The 16,491-nt window shown below is 41.2% G+C and carries 16 protein-coding genes and 2 tRNA genes; 10 read left to right on the top strand and 8 right to left on the bottom strand.

Going from position 1 to position 16,491, the window contains the following annotated elements; translation table 11 throughout:
- Window positions 1-6: 6 nt before the first annotated feature.
- Window positions 7-876: a sugar phosphate isomerase/epimerase family protein gene (locus tag BMW86_RS02775; protein WP_089778746.1), complete on the bottom strand. Its 870-nt coding sequence runs from the start codon at window positions 874-876 to the stop codon at window positions 7-9.
- A gap of 249 nt (window positions 877-1,125) precedes the next feature.
- On the opposite strand from BMW86_RS02775, the gene pyrF reads away from it, so the two are divergent.
- The 3 genes from pyrF to BMW86_RS02760 all read left to right on the top strand — a co-directional run bounded on the left by pyrF (window position 1,126) and on the right by BMW86_RS02760 (window position 4,213).
- Window positions 1,126-1,950, top strand: coding sequence for an orotidine-5'-phosphate decarboxylase (gene pyrF / locus BMW86_RS02770; protein ID WP_089778744.1), 825 nt, complete (start codon window positions 1,126-1,128; stop codon window positions 1,948-1,950).
- A gap of 25 nt (window positions 1,951-1,975) precedes the next feature.
- Window positions 1,976-3,157: an acyl-CoA dehydrogenase family protein gene (locus BMW86_RS02765; protein WP_089778742.1), complete on the top strand. Its 1,182-nt coding sequence runs from the start codon at window positions 1,976-1,978 to the stop codon at window positions 3,155-3,157.
- Between the two features lie 78 nt (window positions 3,158-3,235).
- Entirely contained in the window at window positions 3,236-4,213 is a 978-nt protein-coding gene (locus tag BMW86_RS02760; RefSeq protein ID WP_089778740.1) for an FAD:protein FMN transferase, read from the top strand.
- A gap of 309 nt (window positions 4,214-4,522) precedes the next feature.
- Here BMW86_RS02760 and BMW86_RS02755 read toward each other — a convergent pair whose 3' ends face one another.
- The 3 genes from BMW86_RS02755 to BMW86_RS02745 all read right to left on the bottom strand — a co-directional run bounded on the left by BMW86_RS02755 (window position 4,523) and on the right by BMW86_RS02745 (window position 6,550).
- Window positions 4,523-5,143, bottom strand: a complete 621-nt coding sequence (locus BMW86_RS02755) for an outer membrane beta-barrel protein (protein WP_089778738.1) — start codon at window positions 5,141-5,143, stop codon at window positions 4,523-4,525.
- A gap of 6 nt (window positions 5,144-5,149) precedes the next feature.
- Window positions 5,150-5,782 (bottom strand): DUF4136 domain-containing protein, encoded by a 633-nt coding sequence (locus BMW86_RS02750; RefSeq protein ID WP_089778736.1) that lies wholly within the window; start codon window positions 5,780-5,782, stop codon window positions 5,150-5,152.
- 138 nt (window positions 5,783-5,920) lie between these two features.
- Complete coding sequence (locus BMW86_RS02745) at window positions 5,921-6,550, bottom strand: HAD family hydrolase (protein ID WP_089778734.1); 630 nt, start codon at window positions 6,548-6,550, stop codon at window positions 5,921-5,923.
- A 223-nt stretch (window positions 6,551-6,773) separates the two neighbouring features.
- Here BMW86_RS02745 and BMW86_RS02740 point away from each other — a divergent pair.
- A tRNA-Leu gene (locus tag BMW86_RS02740) sits at window positions 6,774-6,857 on the top strand.
- 459 nt (window positions 6,858-7,316) lie between these two features.
- Entirely contained in the window at window positions 7,317-7,703 is a 387-nt protein-coding gene (locus tag BMW86_RS02735; protein WP_089778733.1) for a hypothetical protein, read from the top strand.
- 535 nt (window positions 7,704-8,238) lie between these two features.
- On the opposite strand, the gene BMW86_RS32715 is transcribed toward BMW86_RS02735, so the two are convergent.
- Window positions 8,239-8,376, bottom strand: a complete 138-nt coding sequence (locus BMW86_RS32715) for a hypothetical protein (RefSeq protein ID WP_177189135.1) — start codon at window positions 8,374-8,376, stop codon at window positions 8,239-8,241.
- A gap of 307 nt (window positions 8,377-8,683) precedes the next feature.
- Entirely contained in the window at window positions 8,684-8,872 is a 189-nt protein-coding gene (locus tag BMW86_RS02730; protein WP_143056464.1) for a hypothetical protein, read from the bottom strand.
- Between the two features lie 288 nt (window positions 8,873-9,160).
- Between BMW86_RS02730 and BMW86_RS02725 the strand changes: the two genes are divergently transcribed.
- Complete coding sequence (locus BMW86_RS02725; RefSeq protein ID WP_143056463.1) at window positions 9,161-9,547, top strand: hypothetical protein; 387 nt, start codon at window positions 9,161-9,163, stop codon at window positions 9,545-9,547.
- 705 nt (window positions 9,548-10,252) lie between these two features.
- A complete protein-coding gene (locus tag BMW86_RS02720; RefSeq protein WP_177189134.1) occupies window positions 10,253-11,974 on the top strand; it encodes a carboxypeptidase-like regulatory domain-containing protein in 1,722 nt (573 codons plus the stop codon).
- Between the two features lie 22 nt (window positions 11,975-11,996).
- Here the strand turns inward: BMW86_RS02720 and BMW86_RS02715 are convergent, their stop codons facing one another.
- On the bottom strand, window positions 11,997-13,145 hold the full coding sequence (locus BMW86_RS02715) for a sensor histidine kinase (RefSeq protein WP_089778725.1): 1,149 nt from the start codon (window positions 13,143-13,145) through the stop codon (window positions 11,997-11,999).
- A 26-nt stretch (window positions 13,146-13,171) separates the two neighbouring features.
- On the opposite strand from BMW86_RS02715, the gene BMW86_RS02710 reads away from it, so the two are divergent.
- Window positions 13,172-14,251 (top strand): glycosyltransferase family 2 protein, encoded by a 1,080-nt coding sequence (locus tag BMW86_RS02710; protein WP_255372832.1) that lies wholly within the window; start codon window positions 13,172-13,174, stop codon window positions 14,249-14,251.
- Between the two features lie 61 nt (window positions 14,252-14,312).
- The gene (locus tag BMW86_RS02705) at window positions 14,313-14,513 is read left to right on the top strand and encodes a hypothetical protein (RefSeq protein WP_089778720.1); all 201 of its coding nucleotides are present in this window, start codon (window positions 14,313-14,315) and stop codon (window positions 14,511-14,513) included.
- Between the two features lie 141 nt (window positions 14,514-14,654).
- Here BMW86_RS02705 and BMW86_RS02700 read toward each other — a convergent pair.
- Window positions 14,655-14,727, bottom strand: a tRNA-Gly gene (locus tag BMW86_RS02700).
- A gap of 179 nt (window positions 14,728-14,906) precedes the next feature.
- On the opposite strand from BMW86_RS02700, the gene BMW86_RS02695 reads away from it, so the two are divergent.
- Entirely contained in the window at window positions 14,907-16,445 is a 1,539-nt protein-coding gene (locus tag BMW86_RS02695) for an alpha-N-arabinofuranosidase (protein ID WP_089778718.1), read from the top strand.
- Window positions 16,446-16,491 lie beyond the last annotated feature (46 nt).

The raw sequence follows: 16,491 nt of genomic DNA, 5'->3' as shown, positions 1-16,491 counted from the left end.
TATGTGTTATTTATAAGATGAGATGATTTGATTGCGTAAGTACTCCAGGGCAGGTTTCCCCTGTTTTTCCATATTATCCCAGCGGCATTCCAGGCTGATCTTCCCCGTAAAGCCAATATGATGCAGTGCCAGCATATAGGGTCTGAAATCATCACCGGCCACGCCGGGAGCCGTTCTCTTTTCTCTTTCAGCAATATGGCAATGCACCAGGTTTTTGCCGGCCTTTTCAATATTATCAGCGGTCTCATGCTCCTTCAGCATATGATAGATATCTGCTGTTAACTTAAAATAAGGATGATGAACAGCATTCACGATATCATTGGCTTCGGCAAGGGTATTCACAAAGTTGGTCTCTGTGGTGTTCAGGTTCTCAATGGCAATGGTACAATCATAACGGGCGGCTATCACTGCCATTTTCCGGCATAGGTTCACAAATTGTACCCGCACACTATCATGATTAATCCCATCCGGGATATTCCGGGCCGTCCCGCTTCCTAATACAATTGTCTTTATCCCGGTAATCTTCGCCCGCTGCATCACCTTATCCACGTACGTAAGTACCTGGTTTTCATTTACTGCCGGGCCAACCAGCTTCATGGTTCCGGGAAAGAACCCGTTACAGTTCTCCAGTTTACAGCGCATTTTGCGGATCTGCTGTAACCGCAAACGGAACGTATCTTCCGGAATATCAGGCGATAAGATCCTGGTGACCGTTTCTTCTATATAGGTAAACCCTTCAGCATATAAAAGACTGTCATTCTTGTAAGAGGTAGTCATCCCAAGCATGGGTAACTTTGTTTGTGCATTCGATTGCAAAACAAGGAAGAATATGGCGCAAAATGGCCATCTGAGGTAGTTTTTCATGTTATTTTTCATAAACGAGGATGGTAAAAGTTAGGAACAATATTTTATAAATCCAAAAAGACTCAGTTTGATTTTTGGGTACAAGGCGAAGCTCTGCAATACCTTTTTAGTTTTTTTTGATGGGTGCGAAGCATCATCAAAAAAAACAACCGGATTTTCGTATATTAAATAAAATACCGGAACTTTAAATGAACGAAAAGCCACCTATGGCTGACAAAGACAAGTAATATTGCTTAACTTCGCGCCCCAAATTGATACTTTATGAACCGACAGGAATTGGTGAATCTGATAAAGGAAAAGCAATCTTATCTCTGTGTTGGGCTTGATACAGACTTAAATAAGATTCCCCGCCACCTGCTTTCTTATCCAGATCCGATATTTGCTTTTAATAAAGCCATTATTGATGCTACAAAAGACCTTTGTGTGTCTTATAAGATCAATACCGCTTTTTATGAGTGTATGGGCATCCGTGGATGGGAAAGTCTGCAACGTACCGTTGAATACATCCCTTCCGGTTTATTCACCATCGCAGACGCTAAACGCGGGGATATTGGTAATACCTCTACCCAGTACGCTAAAACCTTCTTCGAAACATATAAGTTCGATGCTGTGACTGTTGCTCCCTATATGGGCCGCGACAGTGTACTGCCTTTCCTTTCCTTCCATGAAAAATGGACTATTATGCTGGGCCTTACTTCCAATGAAGGCAACAGTGACTTCCAGATGCAGCAGATGGGTGGCGAATACCTTTATGAAAAGGTACTCAAAACCGGTATGAGCTGGGGAACTCCGGATAACCTGATGTTTGTCATCGGTGCTACCAATGACCCTGCTCAGCTGGCACATATCCGTCAGCTGGTGCCTGATCACTTCTTCCTGGTGCCAGGTGTTGGCGCTCAGGGTGGTAGCTTACAGGAAATCTCTGCCAATGCTATGAACAAAGACTGTGGTCTGCTGGTAAATGCCAGTCGTTCCATCATCTATGCCGGTAACGGAGAAGACTTTGCTCAGGATGCCCGTATAGCTGCCCAGGAATTACAAAGGGAGATGGCGGAATACCTGGAAGCTGCATTTGCCGACATTTAGTATATTACAGCATAACGTTCTCCACATGCTGAAAGACTTGTTTCAATCCCCCGATTATTTTCAGGTAGATGATCTGCTCACTCCGGAACACCTTTTAGTGCGCGATACCGTGCGCCAATGGGTGAAGAAAGAGGTGTCTCCCATTATTGAAGATGCTTGTCAACAGGCAACTTTTCCCAAACAGATCATTAAAGGTTTGGGAGAGATGGGATGTTTCGGGCCTACTATCCCCCAGGAATACGGTGGGGGTGGAATGGACCATATCGCATACGGACTCATGATGCAGGAACTGGAAAGAGGTGACAGCGGTATCCGTTCTACTGCTTCTGTACAGGGATCGCTGGTGATGTATCCCATTTTTACCTTCGGCAGCGAAGAGCAGAAACGTAAATTCCTGCCCAAACTGGCAAGTGGAGAATGGATGGGATGTTTTGGCCTTACAGAACCAGACTACGGCTCTGATCCTTCCAGCATGATTACCAACTTCCGCGATGCCGGAGATGATCATGTTATCCTCAACGGCGCTAAAATGTGGATCTCCAATGCACCTTTTGCACAGGTGGCTGTTGTATGGGCCAAAGATGAAACCGGTACTATCCGTGGTATCATTGTGGAAAGAGGTATGCAGGGATTTACTACTCCGGAAACCAAAGGTAAATGGAGCCTGCGGGCCAGTGCTACCGGCGAACTGGTATTCGACAACGTAAAAGTTCCCAAATCAAATATTCTCCCTAATGTAAAAGGATTGAAAGGCCCGTTAAGTTGTCTTTCATCTGCCCGCTATGGTATTGCCTGGGGAGTAGTAGGTGCGGCAATGGATTGTTATGATGCAGCTTTGCGTTATTCAAAAGAACGTATTCAGTTCGGTAAACCTATCGGTAGTTTCCAGTTAACACAGAAAAAGCTGGCAGAGATGATCACAGAGATCACAAAGGCACAGTTGCTGAACTGGCGGTTGGGAGTACTTAAAAATGAAGGAAAGGCTACGCCTGCACAGATATCCATGGCAAAGCGTAATTCCTGTGAAATTGCCACTAAAATAGCCCGAGATGCACGATCTATGCTGGGGGGTATGGGTATCACCGGGGAATACCCTATTATGCGCCACATGATGAATCTGGAAAGTGTGATTACCTATGAAGGCACGCATGAAATTCATCTGCTTATTACAGGGCAGGATATAACCGGTTTAGACGCTTTTCATTAAATTTTGTAATGGTGCGAAGTACCATTACAAAAAAATCACCTCTATTTAAAGATTTTAGAAAAGATCTATCAAGAAGATATGATTAGGGTTTTTATTTTCCTGCTGTTTATTTCCATTAACACAACTGCTCAACACCTGATGGTTTTCGAAGGAAAAGCACAGGGTACTTATTACATCGTAAAGTATCTCTCCACAGATACCACCTCTTTACAACATCCGATAGATTCCATTTTCGTCAGTATAGACCATTCCTTATCTCTGTACCAGCCTGGTTCTCTCATTAACCAGTTTAATGCAGGGGATAGGGTAGAGATGGATGAACACATGCATGCTGTAGTAGAAAAATCTCTATGGATCAGTAAAGCAACAGCAGGTGCTTTTGATATCACCGTAAAACCATTGGTAGATGTATGGGGATTTGGCGTACATCGCCCGGCAGTACAAACAGTACCATCTGCAGATACTTTAAAACAGATTTTAAAACATGTAGGGTATAAAAATCTGCAGATTAAAAATAACTGGTTGATAAAAAAACAATCCGGTGTAGAGATAGATTGTGATGGGATTGCCCAGGGATATACTTCAGATGTACTCGCTCATTTTTTAGAACTACGTAACATAAAAAATTACCTGGTAGATGTAGGTGGAGAACTGTGCAGTAAAGGAGTAAACCAGCACAACAAAACCTGGACAGTAGGAATAGAGAGAACAGACGCCGAACAACCAGCTGTCTTCGAACTGAAAGATAAAGCTATCACCACCAGCGGCAACTACCGCCGCTTTTTTGAACAGGGAGGAGTCCACTTCGCCCATACAATAGATCCTGTCAGCGGACAGGCACTACACAGCAACATCATCAGTGTAACTGTCATTGCAGAAAATGCAATGACCGCAGATGGTTTCGATAATGCCCTCATATTAATGGGCGTAGAAAAAGCCCTGAAATTTATCCGGAAATACGGACTGGAAGTCTACTTTATTTACAAAGACTCAGACGGTAAAATCAAAGAAAAATTCTCCCCTGGTTTTGAAAGATTATTGGCAAAACCCATATAAACACCCCTGATATTGAATTTACTTCGAAACTGAATAGCTGCGATGTCAATAAAAGGTCGCTGAAAGCCCTTAACAGGCTTGTGATCAGAGATATAATCCATATATAATCCATATACAAAGCATATATGAAGCATATATAAGCCATACTTCCAGAGAGATGCTTTATATATACTTTATAGATGCTTTTACTATAGAATTTATATACTTAAGATAATTTATCAAGAGCTTCTCGGAAGCTTGTTAATACCCACAAAAAAGGGGTCTGCTTACGCAGGCCCCAACTTTGGTTTTATAGAATATGTATAATTCTTAGTTGATATGCAGTCTCAGACCCACATTGGCCTGTACCACATTATAACTGGTAATCTCTTGCATCTTATAAGGAGAATACGTGTACTGTACGCTCGCATTAAATAATAACGGAGAACCCTTGCCGAATGGTATATTAATCCCAATTTCAGGAGAGGCCATAAATTGCCAGTTGTTGTACTTATCAGAAAACTCTCCGTAAAATTTATTGTATTCCATACTGGCTGCGCCAGCTGCGAGTCCTACATATGGGATTACAGCAGCATCTGGTTTCGCCAGCTGGTACTGGACAGTAGCCAGTATTGGTACCACCTGCAGTGTACGCGTCTGTACCGCAGATATTTCACCACCATCAATATGATACACAGCACGTGGCAGCTTCTGGAAAAACTCCTGGTAGCCCGACCGGAGACCTACTGACAGCCGGTCATTCAGATGGTATTGTAACCCGGCAGTCCATCCGCGGAAGCTGGTTTTATCGGTGTAATCTTTCAGAGATCCTAAAGGCTGTGCAATAGAATAATCAACGTTTAAAGATAATGGAGAGCGCACCTGGGCAAATGCAGTTTGCATACCCACACAGGCTATCATCAACAAAATCCAGTTCTTTAAGCTTTTCATCTGTAATTAGTTTGAAGTTGTAAGATAGGTGGACTGTGCAAAAACTGCTGTCACCATGGAGTCTACATTAGCTATATCCCATACGCCGGAACCCCGTAGCATCGCATTCCATATCGCTACCAGCTCGTTGTTCTTTGGATTCTTCAGATCTATGAGATCTATAGAAACAGCTTTTTCTCTTTGATATACCTGGTAATAAGAGGGCCAGTAGTACCCATATCCCGGGTATCCCCAGTAAAACGGGTCATAATACCCGCCAATCCCGCTCCAGTAGCCGGGATCATAATAAATTGCGCTATAGGTATTATCGATACGCGTCAGGTTCACAGCCAGGTCCGGTTTGGCGGATTTACCCACCAGTGTATACCCTCTTGTCACCATAGCTGCCGACACATCTGCTATCAGTTTTTTATCATAATCTGTCAGTGCACGCTCATTTTTACCTGAGTTGCTAATGACCGCCACAGAATCGGCAATACTAAAAGTTTTGTAAGATGTGAAATCGACACTGTCTGCACGATTCGTGATATAAATTCTGGATTCCTCGTCTGTCATATTTTTCAGCGGGTCCTTACTGCAACTGCTGATGGACACTGCCAGTCCCAGCATTGCGCTCATTAAATACATGACTCTTTTCATATACTCGGGTTTATATTAAGCTGCTTCAGGAAGGTAGGGGGATACGTGGGTTACTGCTGATTAACAACCACAAGACATGATCATTAAACGCATTAGATACAGCGATGTTACTTAAAGTTTACAGTGGAAATGTTAAAGTCAGCTTAAAATGGATTTTTGGGCTAATACTTCTTTTAATTGAAGAGGAGAGGTGAAATGAACGCCTTCTATTCCACAGGCGGCGGCGCCTGCTATATTGCGTTGATTATCATCTATAAAGAGGGTGTTTTGTGCATCAATATTATACCGGGTTAACAGCAGTTCATAGAATTCTGCCTGTGGCTTACGCATTTTCTCCCTGCCGGATACAACAATACCGTCAAACCACTGCAAAAAAGGATACAACAGTAACGCCAGCGGAAAGGTTTCATTAGACCAGTTCGTGAGCGCATACAATTTATAACGATTGCTTTCTTTTAAGGTTTTGAGGATATTTACGGTGTCTTCTATGGGGCCACCCAGCATTTCCTTCCAGCGTCCGTAAAAAGCACGGATATGCGCTTCGTATTCCGGATGTTCACTGATCAGCAATTCTGTAGCATCCTGCAAACTTCTGCCGGCATCCTGTTCTTCATTCCAGTCTGATGTACAGATATTCTCCAGGAAAAAGTCTGTTTCTGCCGCAGTAGCGAAGATTTTGCTATATAGATAACGGGGATTCCAATCTATCAGCACGGCGCCAAGATCAAATACCAGGTTAGAATATTGTTTTGCAGCATCAGTGTTCATAAAATAAAGATAATGCAATTTATAAATTATAGAAAAATATAAATTGTGTTAGGCTGTATGTGCTGATTAGACAGACTTATAGAATTAATAAATATTCTTTCAAATATGAATTTTTGACTAATGGCTTAAGATAATCCATTTAAAACCACCCCTTTAACAGGAAACTGTGAATTAAATTTGTTCGTTATCAAAAACAAGCTATTTTTGCATCCGCTTCAAAGCTGCGGAGGTGGCGAAATTGGTAGACGCGCTACTTTGAGGTGGTAGTGCCTGAAAGGGCTTGGGAGTTCGAATCTCCTCTTCCGCACGCAAACATTAAACCTGCTCATCGAGCAGGTTTTTTTGTGTCTACAACCGTCGTATGGCTATCATTTTGATATTTATCTAACCCATATGGATAGCTGTAAGTATGTTTACTCATTATTGCAATTATTTTGTAGAATAATATTCGAAAACAGCCTTTAATTCAATACAACTTCACACTTTTCAGAAAAAACGACTGATATAGTCGTTGTATTTATCACTGAGTTTAAACTAATCAGGCTATCTATTTGTAAGTATCAAATTAGCTACTTGAATTATCATAATAATAAAATTAGAATCGAACATCTCTTGGTGTAACGGCTTTGATTTTATTATATTTGCGTCATAGTGGCCTTTACTACATTGTATGTGCAAATAATGTACGATAATCGTACTAAGCACAGCCAGACACATACTTAATCGTACCAATTAGAAATCTGATAAGATTTAACCTCTAACTTAAATGAAACTCAAAGAAGAGTACAATCGCCTTGTTAAATCTGTAAAAGCAACTGCGAAAGAATCAGGTAATAAGATAAAGAGTGAGGAGATTGCAAAACGCCTTGGCTTTACAAAGTCTTATTTTACTGAACTCTTGAAGGGTAGTCTTGCTGTGAAAGAAGAACACATTGAAGTGTTCAAAGCTCATTTTAGTAAAGAGTTAAGTGCAGATGAAAAGCCTGCGCCAGCGGGTGATTCCTTGAATAGAGAACGTGCACTGATTAAAGTGTTATTACACGAAGTGGCAAAATTAAAATCAGCAGCTACAGGTGTAGCTATAGAAACAGTGTTGCAGGAATTTGAGCAGGATGCCAGATCAATAATGAATGAGTTGAATAATCAGAAATGATTAGAATAATTTAGTAGTCAGTTAGAATATCAGTAGCCATTAATTTGCCACCTTCTCCATTCTCTTAACCCACATCTTCATTACAATCTTCATCAAGATCAATGCTCAATACCTTATCAATGGATCAGGGTAATTATTTAAATGATTTATCGGGGAATCTTGTTTTTGTGTAGGAGTAAAATACCAGACCAGGGAAGCCTTGTCTGTGATAATTTGCTGCTTTTGTCTTTTTACTTTCTTGTTTTTCTTAACTTTTTTTACCTGCATTTTCATAACTGTTTCGATTAATGAAGCTCATAACGAATCAAATGAAAAATCATTTGTCCGAAATGTAAAAGCGGAGTATTCACTACGCCTTAATTGAATACCTCAAGTAAATAATGGAAACGCGATATGTACATTCAAACAACCTTACACGTTACTTGAATTGCCCGGTTGGTTACGGCAGGTGCCCTCCGAAAATATTTGTAAGAGAAGGCAAAGTGAAATTAATAATATTATCTGAATAAAATAAATGACGTTTTCTCGTAACCCACTAAGAAGTTTTTTGATCAGTCTTCTTGTCAACTTTTCCAGGTACTGGTTTTACAACATCTAAAGTAAAGTACCAACCTAATTCACATGCTCTTTTTAAAGGTTGTTTAGCTTTTCTTTTGCTAGCTTTTTTTTGCATACTGGAATCAGTTTTAAGAAATGACATACTGTGCGCCAACTTTTAATTGACACCAATCAGATAGTGTATTTCCCCTGTTTACGTTTTATCCAACGAACGAACCTGATTCTAAAGACCCTAGAGGTCCTTCATGAGACTCTCAGTATTTGCGATTGCAGCTGTTTATTTTATAACTATAACAAGCAGGGCAAAACTACTCAAAATATTTATATCAAAATCAATACACCCCTATCTTAATTCTGAAAAATAAATACTTTTAAAAGCCATGTTACATTATCTCTCTTAATGCAACATAAAAGATTTTCCCCTAGCGTTTCCTGGCTTTTTCACTCTCCAGGTTCATTACTTTTTGTTCCAGCAGTATAACCCGCACATTCATATCATTCCCGCTTTTTTCACTTTTCTCCTGGAAAGACCTCTGTCCTTCATCCTGTTTATTCTGCACAGATTCTAAACGTTGCTGTTCGTTTAACAATGCACGTATATCATTTTTCATAAAAAGGAGGAATGAGGTAATCATTATGACATTCGTCAATATCATAATCATATCAGTGCTACTAAATCTAACATTGTCCCAATTCATAATTTTCGTCTTTTAGTGATTTATCTTAATGATCTTGTTTAAAGAGGCTCTGAACATCCATTAATGTAACAGCCTTGTTTTTTACTATATTTGCGTGGTAGTTTCTTAATGCAAATATATGTATGATATTCGTACAAAATTATTTTAAATGTATGATTATCGTAGTTTTTGAAAATCTATAAAGATTTAACCTCTTATTTAATGAAACTCATAGAAGAGTACAATCACCTTGTTAAATCTGTAAAGACAAACGCGAAAGCATCAGGTAATAAGATTAATAACGAGGATATCGCAAAACGCCTTGGTCTTACAAGAACTTACTTCTCCGGATTACTGGGGGGGAGTGTTGCCGTAAAAGAAAAACATATAGAGGACTTCAAAGCTCACTTCAGTAAAGAGCTAAGCACAGGTATAAAACCTGCAACCGCAGGTGATCCCTTGAACAGAGAACGTGCAATGATAAAAGCGCTTTTACATAGATTCGCCAAACTGGAAGCAAAAGTTACGGATCGCCCAATACAGGAGATATTGGATGAATTAGAAGAAGATATCATTTTACATCTGAATGATCTGAATAAGACTAACTAATCTTCAATGACATTTTAAGGGATTCATTTAATTGTTAACCGGATGTGAATAGACTTAAAATTCACAATACTACTACATCATGACAGATTGGTCTGCTAAGTATTCTTTAATTGCCAGTCTTTGTATTCACTTCTTTCACCCACTCCTTTGGCAAAAGAAAATACCATCTTAAATCACAGTGCTGCTGTTTAATCTTTTTGTCCCGCACCTTTCCATCACGCTTCTTTTTACTCTTTTTTGCTTGCATTCTACTCAAACATTAAGGTTAATAAAATGGGAAAGAATGATATTACATTAACTAAATGATTAGCTAACACATCACATAACATACCCTGCTAAAGCAGGCAAATCATAACATTCACGAAATTTCAAAGTTGGTATGTCCAATCAGAATGATCTTACGTATCAATCAGATCGCCCGGTTGGTTACGGCGTTTGCTTTCTAATCTGGAGTTTGCGCGTAAGTAAAAAGCAGGGCAATATTACTAATATTATTTGAACGTAGTATAATAAATTATTCACATTCCTGTGAATAACTCCTTAGTTGTCAATATTAATATCAGTATCCTATTTACGTAGTAATACTCTGAATGTTATCCCGCCTGAAAATTTGAAATTTTTATACAGCTGCCCCAACCTTTTATATCAAAAATACAGTTTCTTTATATGGTAGCATTTGCCTTAACCCATCATATATCCTATATAATGAAACGCACATATTTAACTCTAATAACCACAATCCTTCTTTTTGCCTGCCAGAAAGATGCAAAAGAGATCCTGACAATATTAAGACCGGAATACATCAAAACAAGTATCCAGGGTAAAATACTGGATGATAACCAACAACCGGTTGCAGGGGCTACTGTTGTAATAGGCAAACACACTACCAGAACAAACGCCAGAGGTATTTTTCGCTTAGACAGTATAGATGTTGATATTCACGCCAGTGTTGTAAAAGTCTCCAAAACCGGTTACTTCAACGGGTTCAGGACATTCGTCGCCAATAAAGGCATCCTCAATTTTGTACAGCTGCAACTAATTACCAGTAATATCGCCGGCAAATTTGCCGCCGCAAATGGTGGAACGGTTACTGTACCCAATGGTGGTTCTATCACCTTTACAGGGGGGAGTATTGTCACTGCAGCCACTAATGTCGCTTACACAGGTAACGTGAATGTAAGCGCTCATTTCATAAATCCTATCCTGCCGGAATTGCCGCAGGTAATGCCGGGAGACTTAAGAGGTATCACCACCACCGGCCAGGAGAAAAGCTTACAATCCTTCGGAATGATGGCTGTAGAACTGACAGATGACGCAGGCGTTAAATTACAGCTGTCAAAACCGGCTACGCTAACTATGCCTGTTCCCGCAACCCTAAGAGCCACAGCTCCTGCAACGATACCATTATGGTCATTCAATGAAACAAATGGTCTGTGGAAGGAAGAAGGAACCGCTACAAAAAAAGATACCAGCTACATAGCTACCGTTACTCATTTTTCCTATTGGAATTGCGATGTACCATACCCCAAAGTTAGCTTTCAGGCAGTGGTAACAGGAACAAACGGAGAGCGAATGTTCGATATGTTAGTGCGGATGAAGGTAGAAAATGAAAATTATTATGCGTATGGACGTACGGACAGTACAGGCAAAGTATCCGGATATATTCCTGCCGGTAAATCGCTGGAGATTACAATAACTAACAAATGTGGTAATATAGTGTATATTAAAAAAGCAGGGCCGTTTACACAGGACGCAGATCTTGGAATACTTGGTGTTTCAATTCCTTATGGCGGAAACGTTATTATCTCCGGGATGGCCGTTAATTGTAATGGAGCACCTGTTACAAAGGGTAATGCATTTATCTTTCTTGAGGATAATTATTACAGTGCAAAGATCAGTAATGGTAGCTTTACTTTTAGTATGGACAGATGTGATATGAGCCCCACAGAAGTAAGCCTTACAGTGCAGGATGAAGATGCATCCAAAGAAAGTGCTCCTTCAACATTTAATATAACAGCAGGAACATACAATGTGGGAACATATGCTGCCTGTGCTATTTCCACTGTAGAATACTTTAATATTACGGTTGACGGAACAGCTTACACCGCAATACCCAACGATTCGTTAACAGGATTTTCTTACTGGAACAATAGAAACAATGTAAACATGAGTACAAATAAGATATGGTTTAATACCTATGCAGATGGTACTACTACCGGTACATTTCAGCTCAGTGATATTTCACTTCGTACAGAAAAAGAAAGTTATGATGAAGATATGCTTAGTCATGCTACGAATCAGATGACTTTTACGGAGTATGGTGGAGTAGATAAATATGCAGCAGGTACATTTTCCGCTAAAATGATAGGGCGGACGACTAGCAACAATATAAATATCAGTGGCAGCTTCCGCCTGAAAATTCGATAAATGAATGAAATAAGGGAACAACTCATTTGCGTAACAATATCCTGAATGTTGTTCCCTTATTCAATTCCGAGGATTTCACAATTAACCGGCCTTTATGATAATCTTCTATAATCCGCTTGGCTAAGGATAGGCCCAATCCCCAGCCACGCTTCTTAGTACTGAACCCCGGTTTAAACACTCTCTCGAAATTGCCCTTGGGAATACCCTTACCAGTGTCCATGATATCTATAATAATATGTGCAGGGTAACTCTCTATATAAATATCAATCGCTCCTTTCCCTTCCATAGAATCCAGCGCGTTCTTTAGCAGGTTTTCTATTACCCAGTCGAACAGGGAAGGGGAAATCATAGCAGGGATCTCATTCTCCTGGGTATGCATGGTAAAAAGTACTTTCTGCGGCGCCCTCTTCTTAATATATATCATCATCGCTTCCACTTGCTGGATCACATCTTTTTCTTCCAGTTGTGGCACACTGCCTATTTTAGAAAAACGCTCGGTGATCAGTTTCAGACGATCTACATCTTTACGCAGTTCTGTAGCCACCATTTCATTGCCTTCGCTTTCTTTCAGCAACTCTATCCATGCCTCTATAGAGGAGAGAGGGGTTCCCAACTGATGGGCCGTCTCTTTGGCCATACCCACCCATACCAGGTTCTGAGTGGCCCGGTTAGTACTGGAAAGGGCTATGAGTACCAGGAATATAAAAAAGGCGACTACCACCAGCTGTATATAAGGGTAGTACCGTACCTGCTTCAAAATTAAAGAGTCGCCATAATAAATAAAGTTATACTGTCTGGTCCGCCCATCGATCTCCATTACAAAAGGAGGGTGTTGCTTCCGGAAGATATCCAGCTGCTCCTGTATATAGTCGGTATCATTGGCAAGACTTACACTGTCCAGGTTCCTGGAATCTATGATGTGGCCTTCTTTATTGGTGATAATAACGGGAATGGAAGTATTGTTTGTGATGATTTCTGCCGCCAGGTTGATATTAGTTTCGTCAGAGGCCTGCAGTAATTCGCGGTTGGCAGCCACCCAGGTAGCTACCTTTTTAGTCTCTTCCAGTTCAATCTTGCTGGCAAGACTGCTGACATACCATATAGTGCCCACAACAATGATCACTGCTGTAGATAACAATACGAATTTCCAACCTATAAACTTTTTAAACATATCAGCATCTAAATTAAGATTATAATTTGTTGCATATTTGCAACGCTAAAATTTATTATTTCACGCATAAAGAGAACGCTTTGTCTGCATTGCCATCTGTAGCGGTTGTTATTCTTAACTGGAATGGACGTAGTTTCCTGGAGCAATTCCTGCCATCTGTCTGCAGGTCTACCTATAGGAACCTGGAGCTGTATGTGGCAGATAATGCTTCTACAGACGACAGCGTGGCATTTGTGCGTACTCATTATCCTCAGATAAAGATCATCCTCAACAATGAAAATAATGGGTTCGCCGGGGGATATAATGCTGCTTTACAGCATGTAAAGGCAGATATCTACGTGTTGCTGAACCAGGACGTGGAAGTGGAACCCGGCTGGATAGAGCCTGTAGTAGCACAGATGCAGCGGGATCATCACATTGCTGCCTGTCAGCCGAAACTGCGTGCTTTCCATGATAAAGGAGAGTTTGAATATGCCGGAGCAGCAGGAGGATGGATGGATATCCTCGGTTATACGTTCTGCCGTGGCAGGATTTTGTATACCACAGAAGGGGATGAGGGGCAGTATAATGATGAACAGGATATTTTCTGGGCTACCGGGGCCGCTTTGTTCATCCGTGCATCCTGTTTTCATGAAATGCATGGTTTTGATGCTGATTTCTTTGCACATATGGAAGAGGTTGACCTCTGCTGGCGACTGAAAAGGGCCGGTTACAGAATCTGCTACTGCCCGGAATCTACTGTGTATCATGTAGGAGGGGGGAGTTTACCCCAGGGGAATCCCCGTAAACTGTACCTCAACTTCAGGAATAACCTGATGATGCTCTGGAAGAACCTGCACCCGGCAGACAGATGGATCGTATTGTTCCAACGTTTCTTCCTGGATGTACTGGCAGCGGTAAAGAGCCTGGTAGCAGGTAAACCGGCAGATATGAGGGCCGTATACAGGGCTTACCGGCATTACTGGAAATGGCGCCGTACCTACGACCGCTCTAAACATCCGCTTCCGGAGAAGAGATTACTGGAGCTGAGTGGTGTTTTTCATGGGATTATGATCTGGAGATATTATTTCCTGAACAGAAAGACTTTCCGCACACTGGAAAAATAACTTTATTTCCTTTGATTATTATCTGACATGATGTAAGTTTGCAATGCGAAATAATATAGCTATGGAACAAAATACTGTTGAGAACAAGAACGACTTTACCGGTAGCTGGGTATCATCTTCCCGCTTCCTTTTTTATGTAACAGTGATCTGCCTGCTTTCTTTTGTATTGGGTGGATGCTATAACCTGTACAAACACCGTTATGCGGGTAAACCAGAAGTAGTGGTACCTGAGAACACACTGTACAATCCTAAGTATAAATAAGCGATTCAGCGATATTTCTTTCAGACCCCCTTGGCTTTGCTAAGGGGGTTTTTGTTTTTGGGCCTATTGGGATAGTTGATTTCCGTACTTCCCTAAAACAAAAAAGTCCTGATATTGCAAAATATCAGGACTTTTAAAAAGAGCGGAAGACCGGGCTCGAACCGGCCACCCCGACCTTGGCAAGGTCGTGCTCTACCAAATGAGCTACTTCCGCATGTGTGTTTGTAAAGATCTTTTTTCCCGATTGGGATTGCAAATGTAAGATATTGTTTGAATCCACAAAATAAAAGCAACATTTTTTTTAATAATTGTCCCATTTAATTACTTGTATAATTGACAGTTATTTTTTCTATCTTAGCGACTGTTCCGCGTCTTCACCGTTAAATATTAAAAATGAAAAGCAAGTCTCCTTTCTTATTATTGTTACTATTTGTATGTAATGTGCATGCACAAAATACTGCCAGCCTCGTTATCCAGAGCAAATCAGATCATACTATCAGCCGGCATATTTATGGTCAGTTCTCAGAACATCTGGGCAGATGTATCTATGATGGCTTTTGGGTTGCTCCCAGTCTGGACGTTCCTAAAAAAGACAGAATCAGATTGGATATAGTAGAAGCTTTAAAGAAAATAAAAATCCCGAATTTACGCTGGCCAGGTGGCTGCTTTGCAGATGAATACCACTGGCGCGATGGGATCGGTCCACGTGATCAGCGTCCTAAAATGGTAAACACCAACTGGGGTGGCGTAACGGAAGATAACAGCTTCGGTACGCATGAATTCCTGGACCTCTGCGAACTCCTGCATTGCGAACCATACGTATCTGCCAACGTGGGCAGTGGCACTGTAGAAGAAATGGCTAAATGGGTGGAATACCTGAACTTTGATGGCGTGAGCCCACAAAGTACCATCCGCGCACAAAACGGCCATCCGGCACCCTTTAAAGTGAGCTTCTGGGGTGTAGGGAACGAAAGCTGGGGATGCGGTGGCAATATGACTGCCGCTTTTTATGCAGATCAATATCGTCGCTATGCTACCTACGCACGCAATTACCCGGGCGCTCCGCTAAAGAAGATCGCCAGCGGTGCCAGCGACTTTGATTTCAACTGGACAGAAACCATCATGAAACAAGTGCCTGTGAATGATATGTGGGGAGTTTCTCTTCATTATTACACCGTTCCGCAGACCTGGCAGGATAAAGGCTCAGCTACCAGCTTCGACGAAAAACAATACTTCACTACTATGAAGAAATGTCTGCTGATGGATACCGTTGTAACCAAACATGCTGCTATCATGGATAAATACGATCCTAAAAAGAAAGTAGCCCTGGTAGTGGACGAATGGGGCGTATGGACTAACGTGGAGCCTGGTACAAACCCTGGTTTCCTTTATCAGCAAAACAGCCTTCGTGATGCACTGATAGCAGGTTCTACACTCAATATCTTCAATAATCACAGTGATCGTGTACGTATGGCGGAACTGGCACAAACCATCAATGTGCTGCAGGCCCTTATCCTTACTAATAAGGAGAAGATACTGCTTACACCTACCTATCACGTATTCGACCTTTATAAAGTACACCAGGATGCGGCTTACCTGCCCATCACCCTCAACAGTCCTGCATATAAATCAGGCAATGAGGAGATTCCTGCTGTAAATGTCTCTGCTTCCCGCGATTCCAGTGGTGCAGTGCACATCTCTTTCGTAAATCTCAATCCTAAAGAAAAGATCACGGTGAGTACCAGTCTGGATGGTGTGCAATGGAAAGGTGTAACAGGGCAAATCCTGACATCTGCCAAATTCACTGACGTTAATACATTCGAACAACCTGACAAGATACATATCGTACCTTTCTCAGGAGCAAAGAAACAAGGAGATAAGCTGGTAGTAGAATTACCAGCAGAATCAGTTGTAGTACTTGAACTGAAGTAATAATACATTTTGTAACAAAACATAATAGGCTCCGTTAGGAGCCCCG

The sequence above is a fragment of the Chitinophaga sp. YR573 genome (assembly GCF_900110995.1).
Lineage (GTDB): Bacteria > Bacteroidota > Bacteroidia > Chitinophagales > Chitinophagaceae > Chitinophaga.
This window is presented reverse-complemented; position numbering and strand designations above follow the sequence as displayed.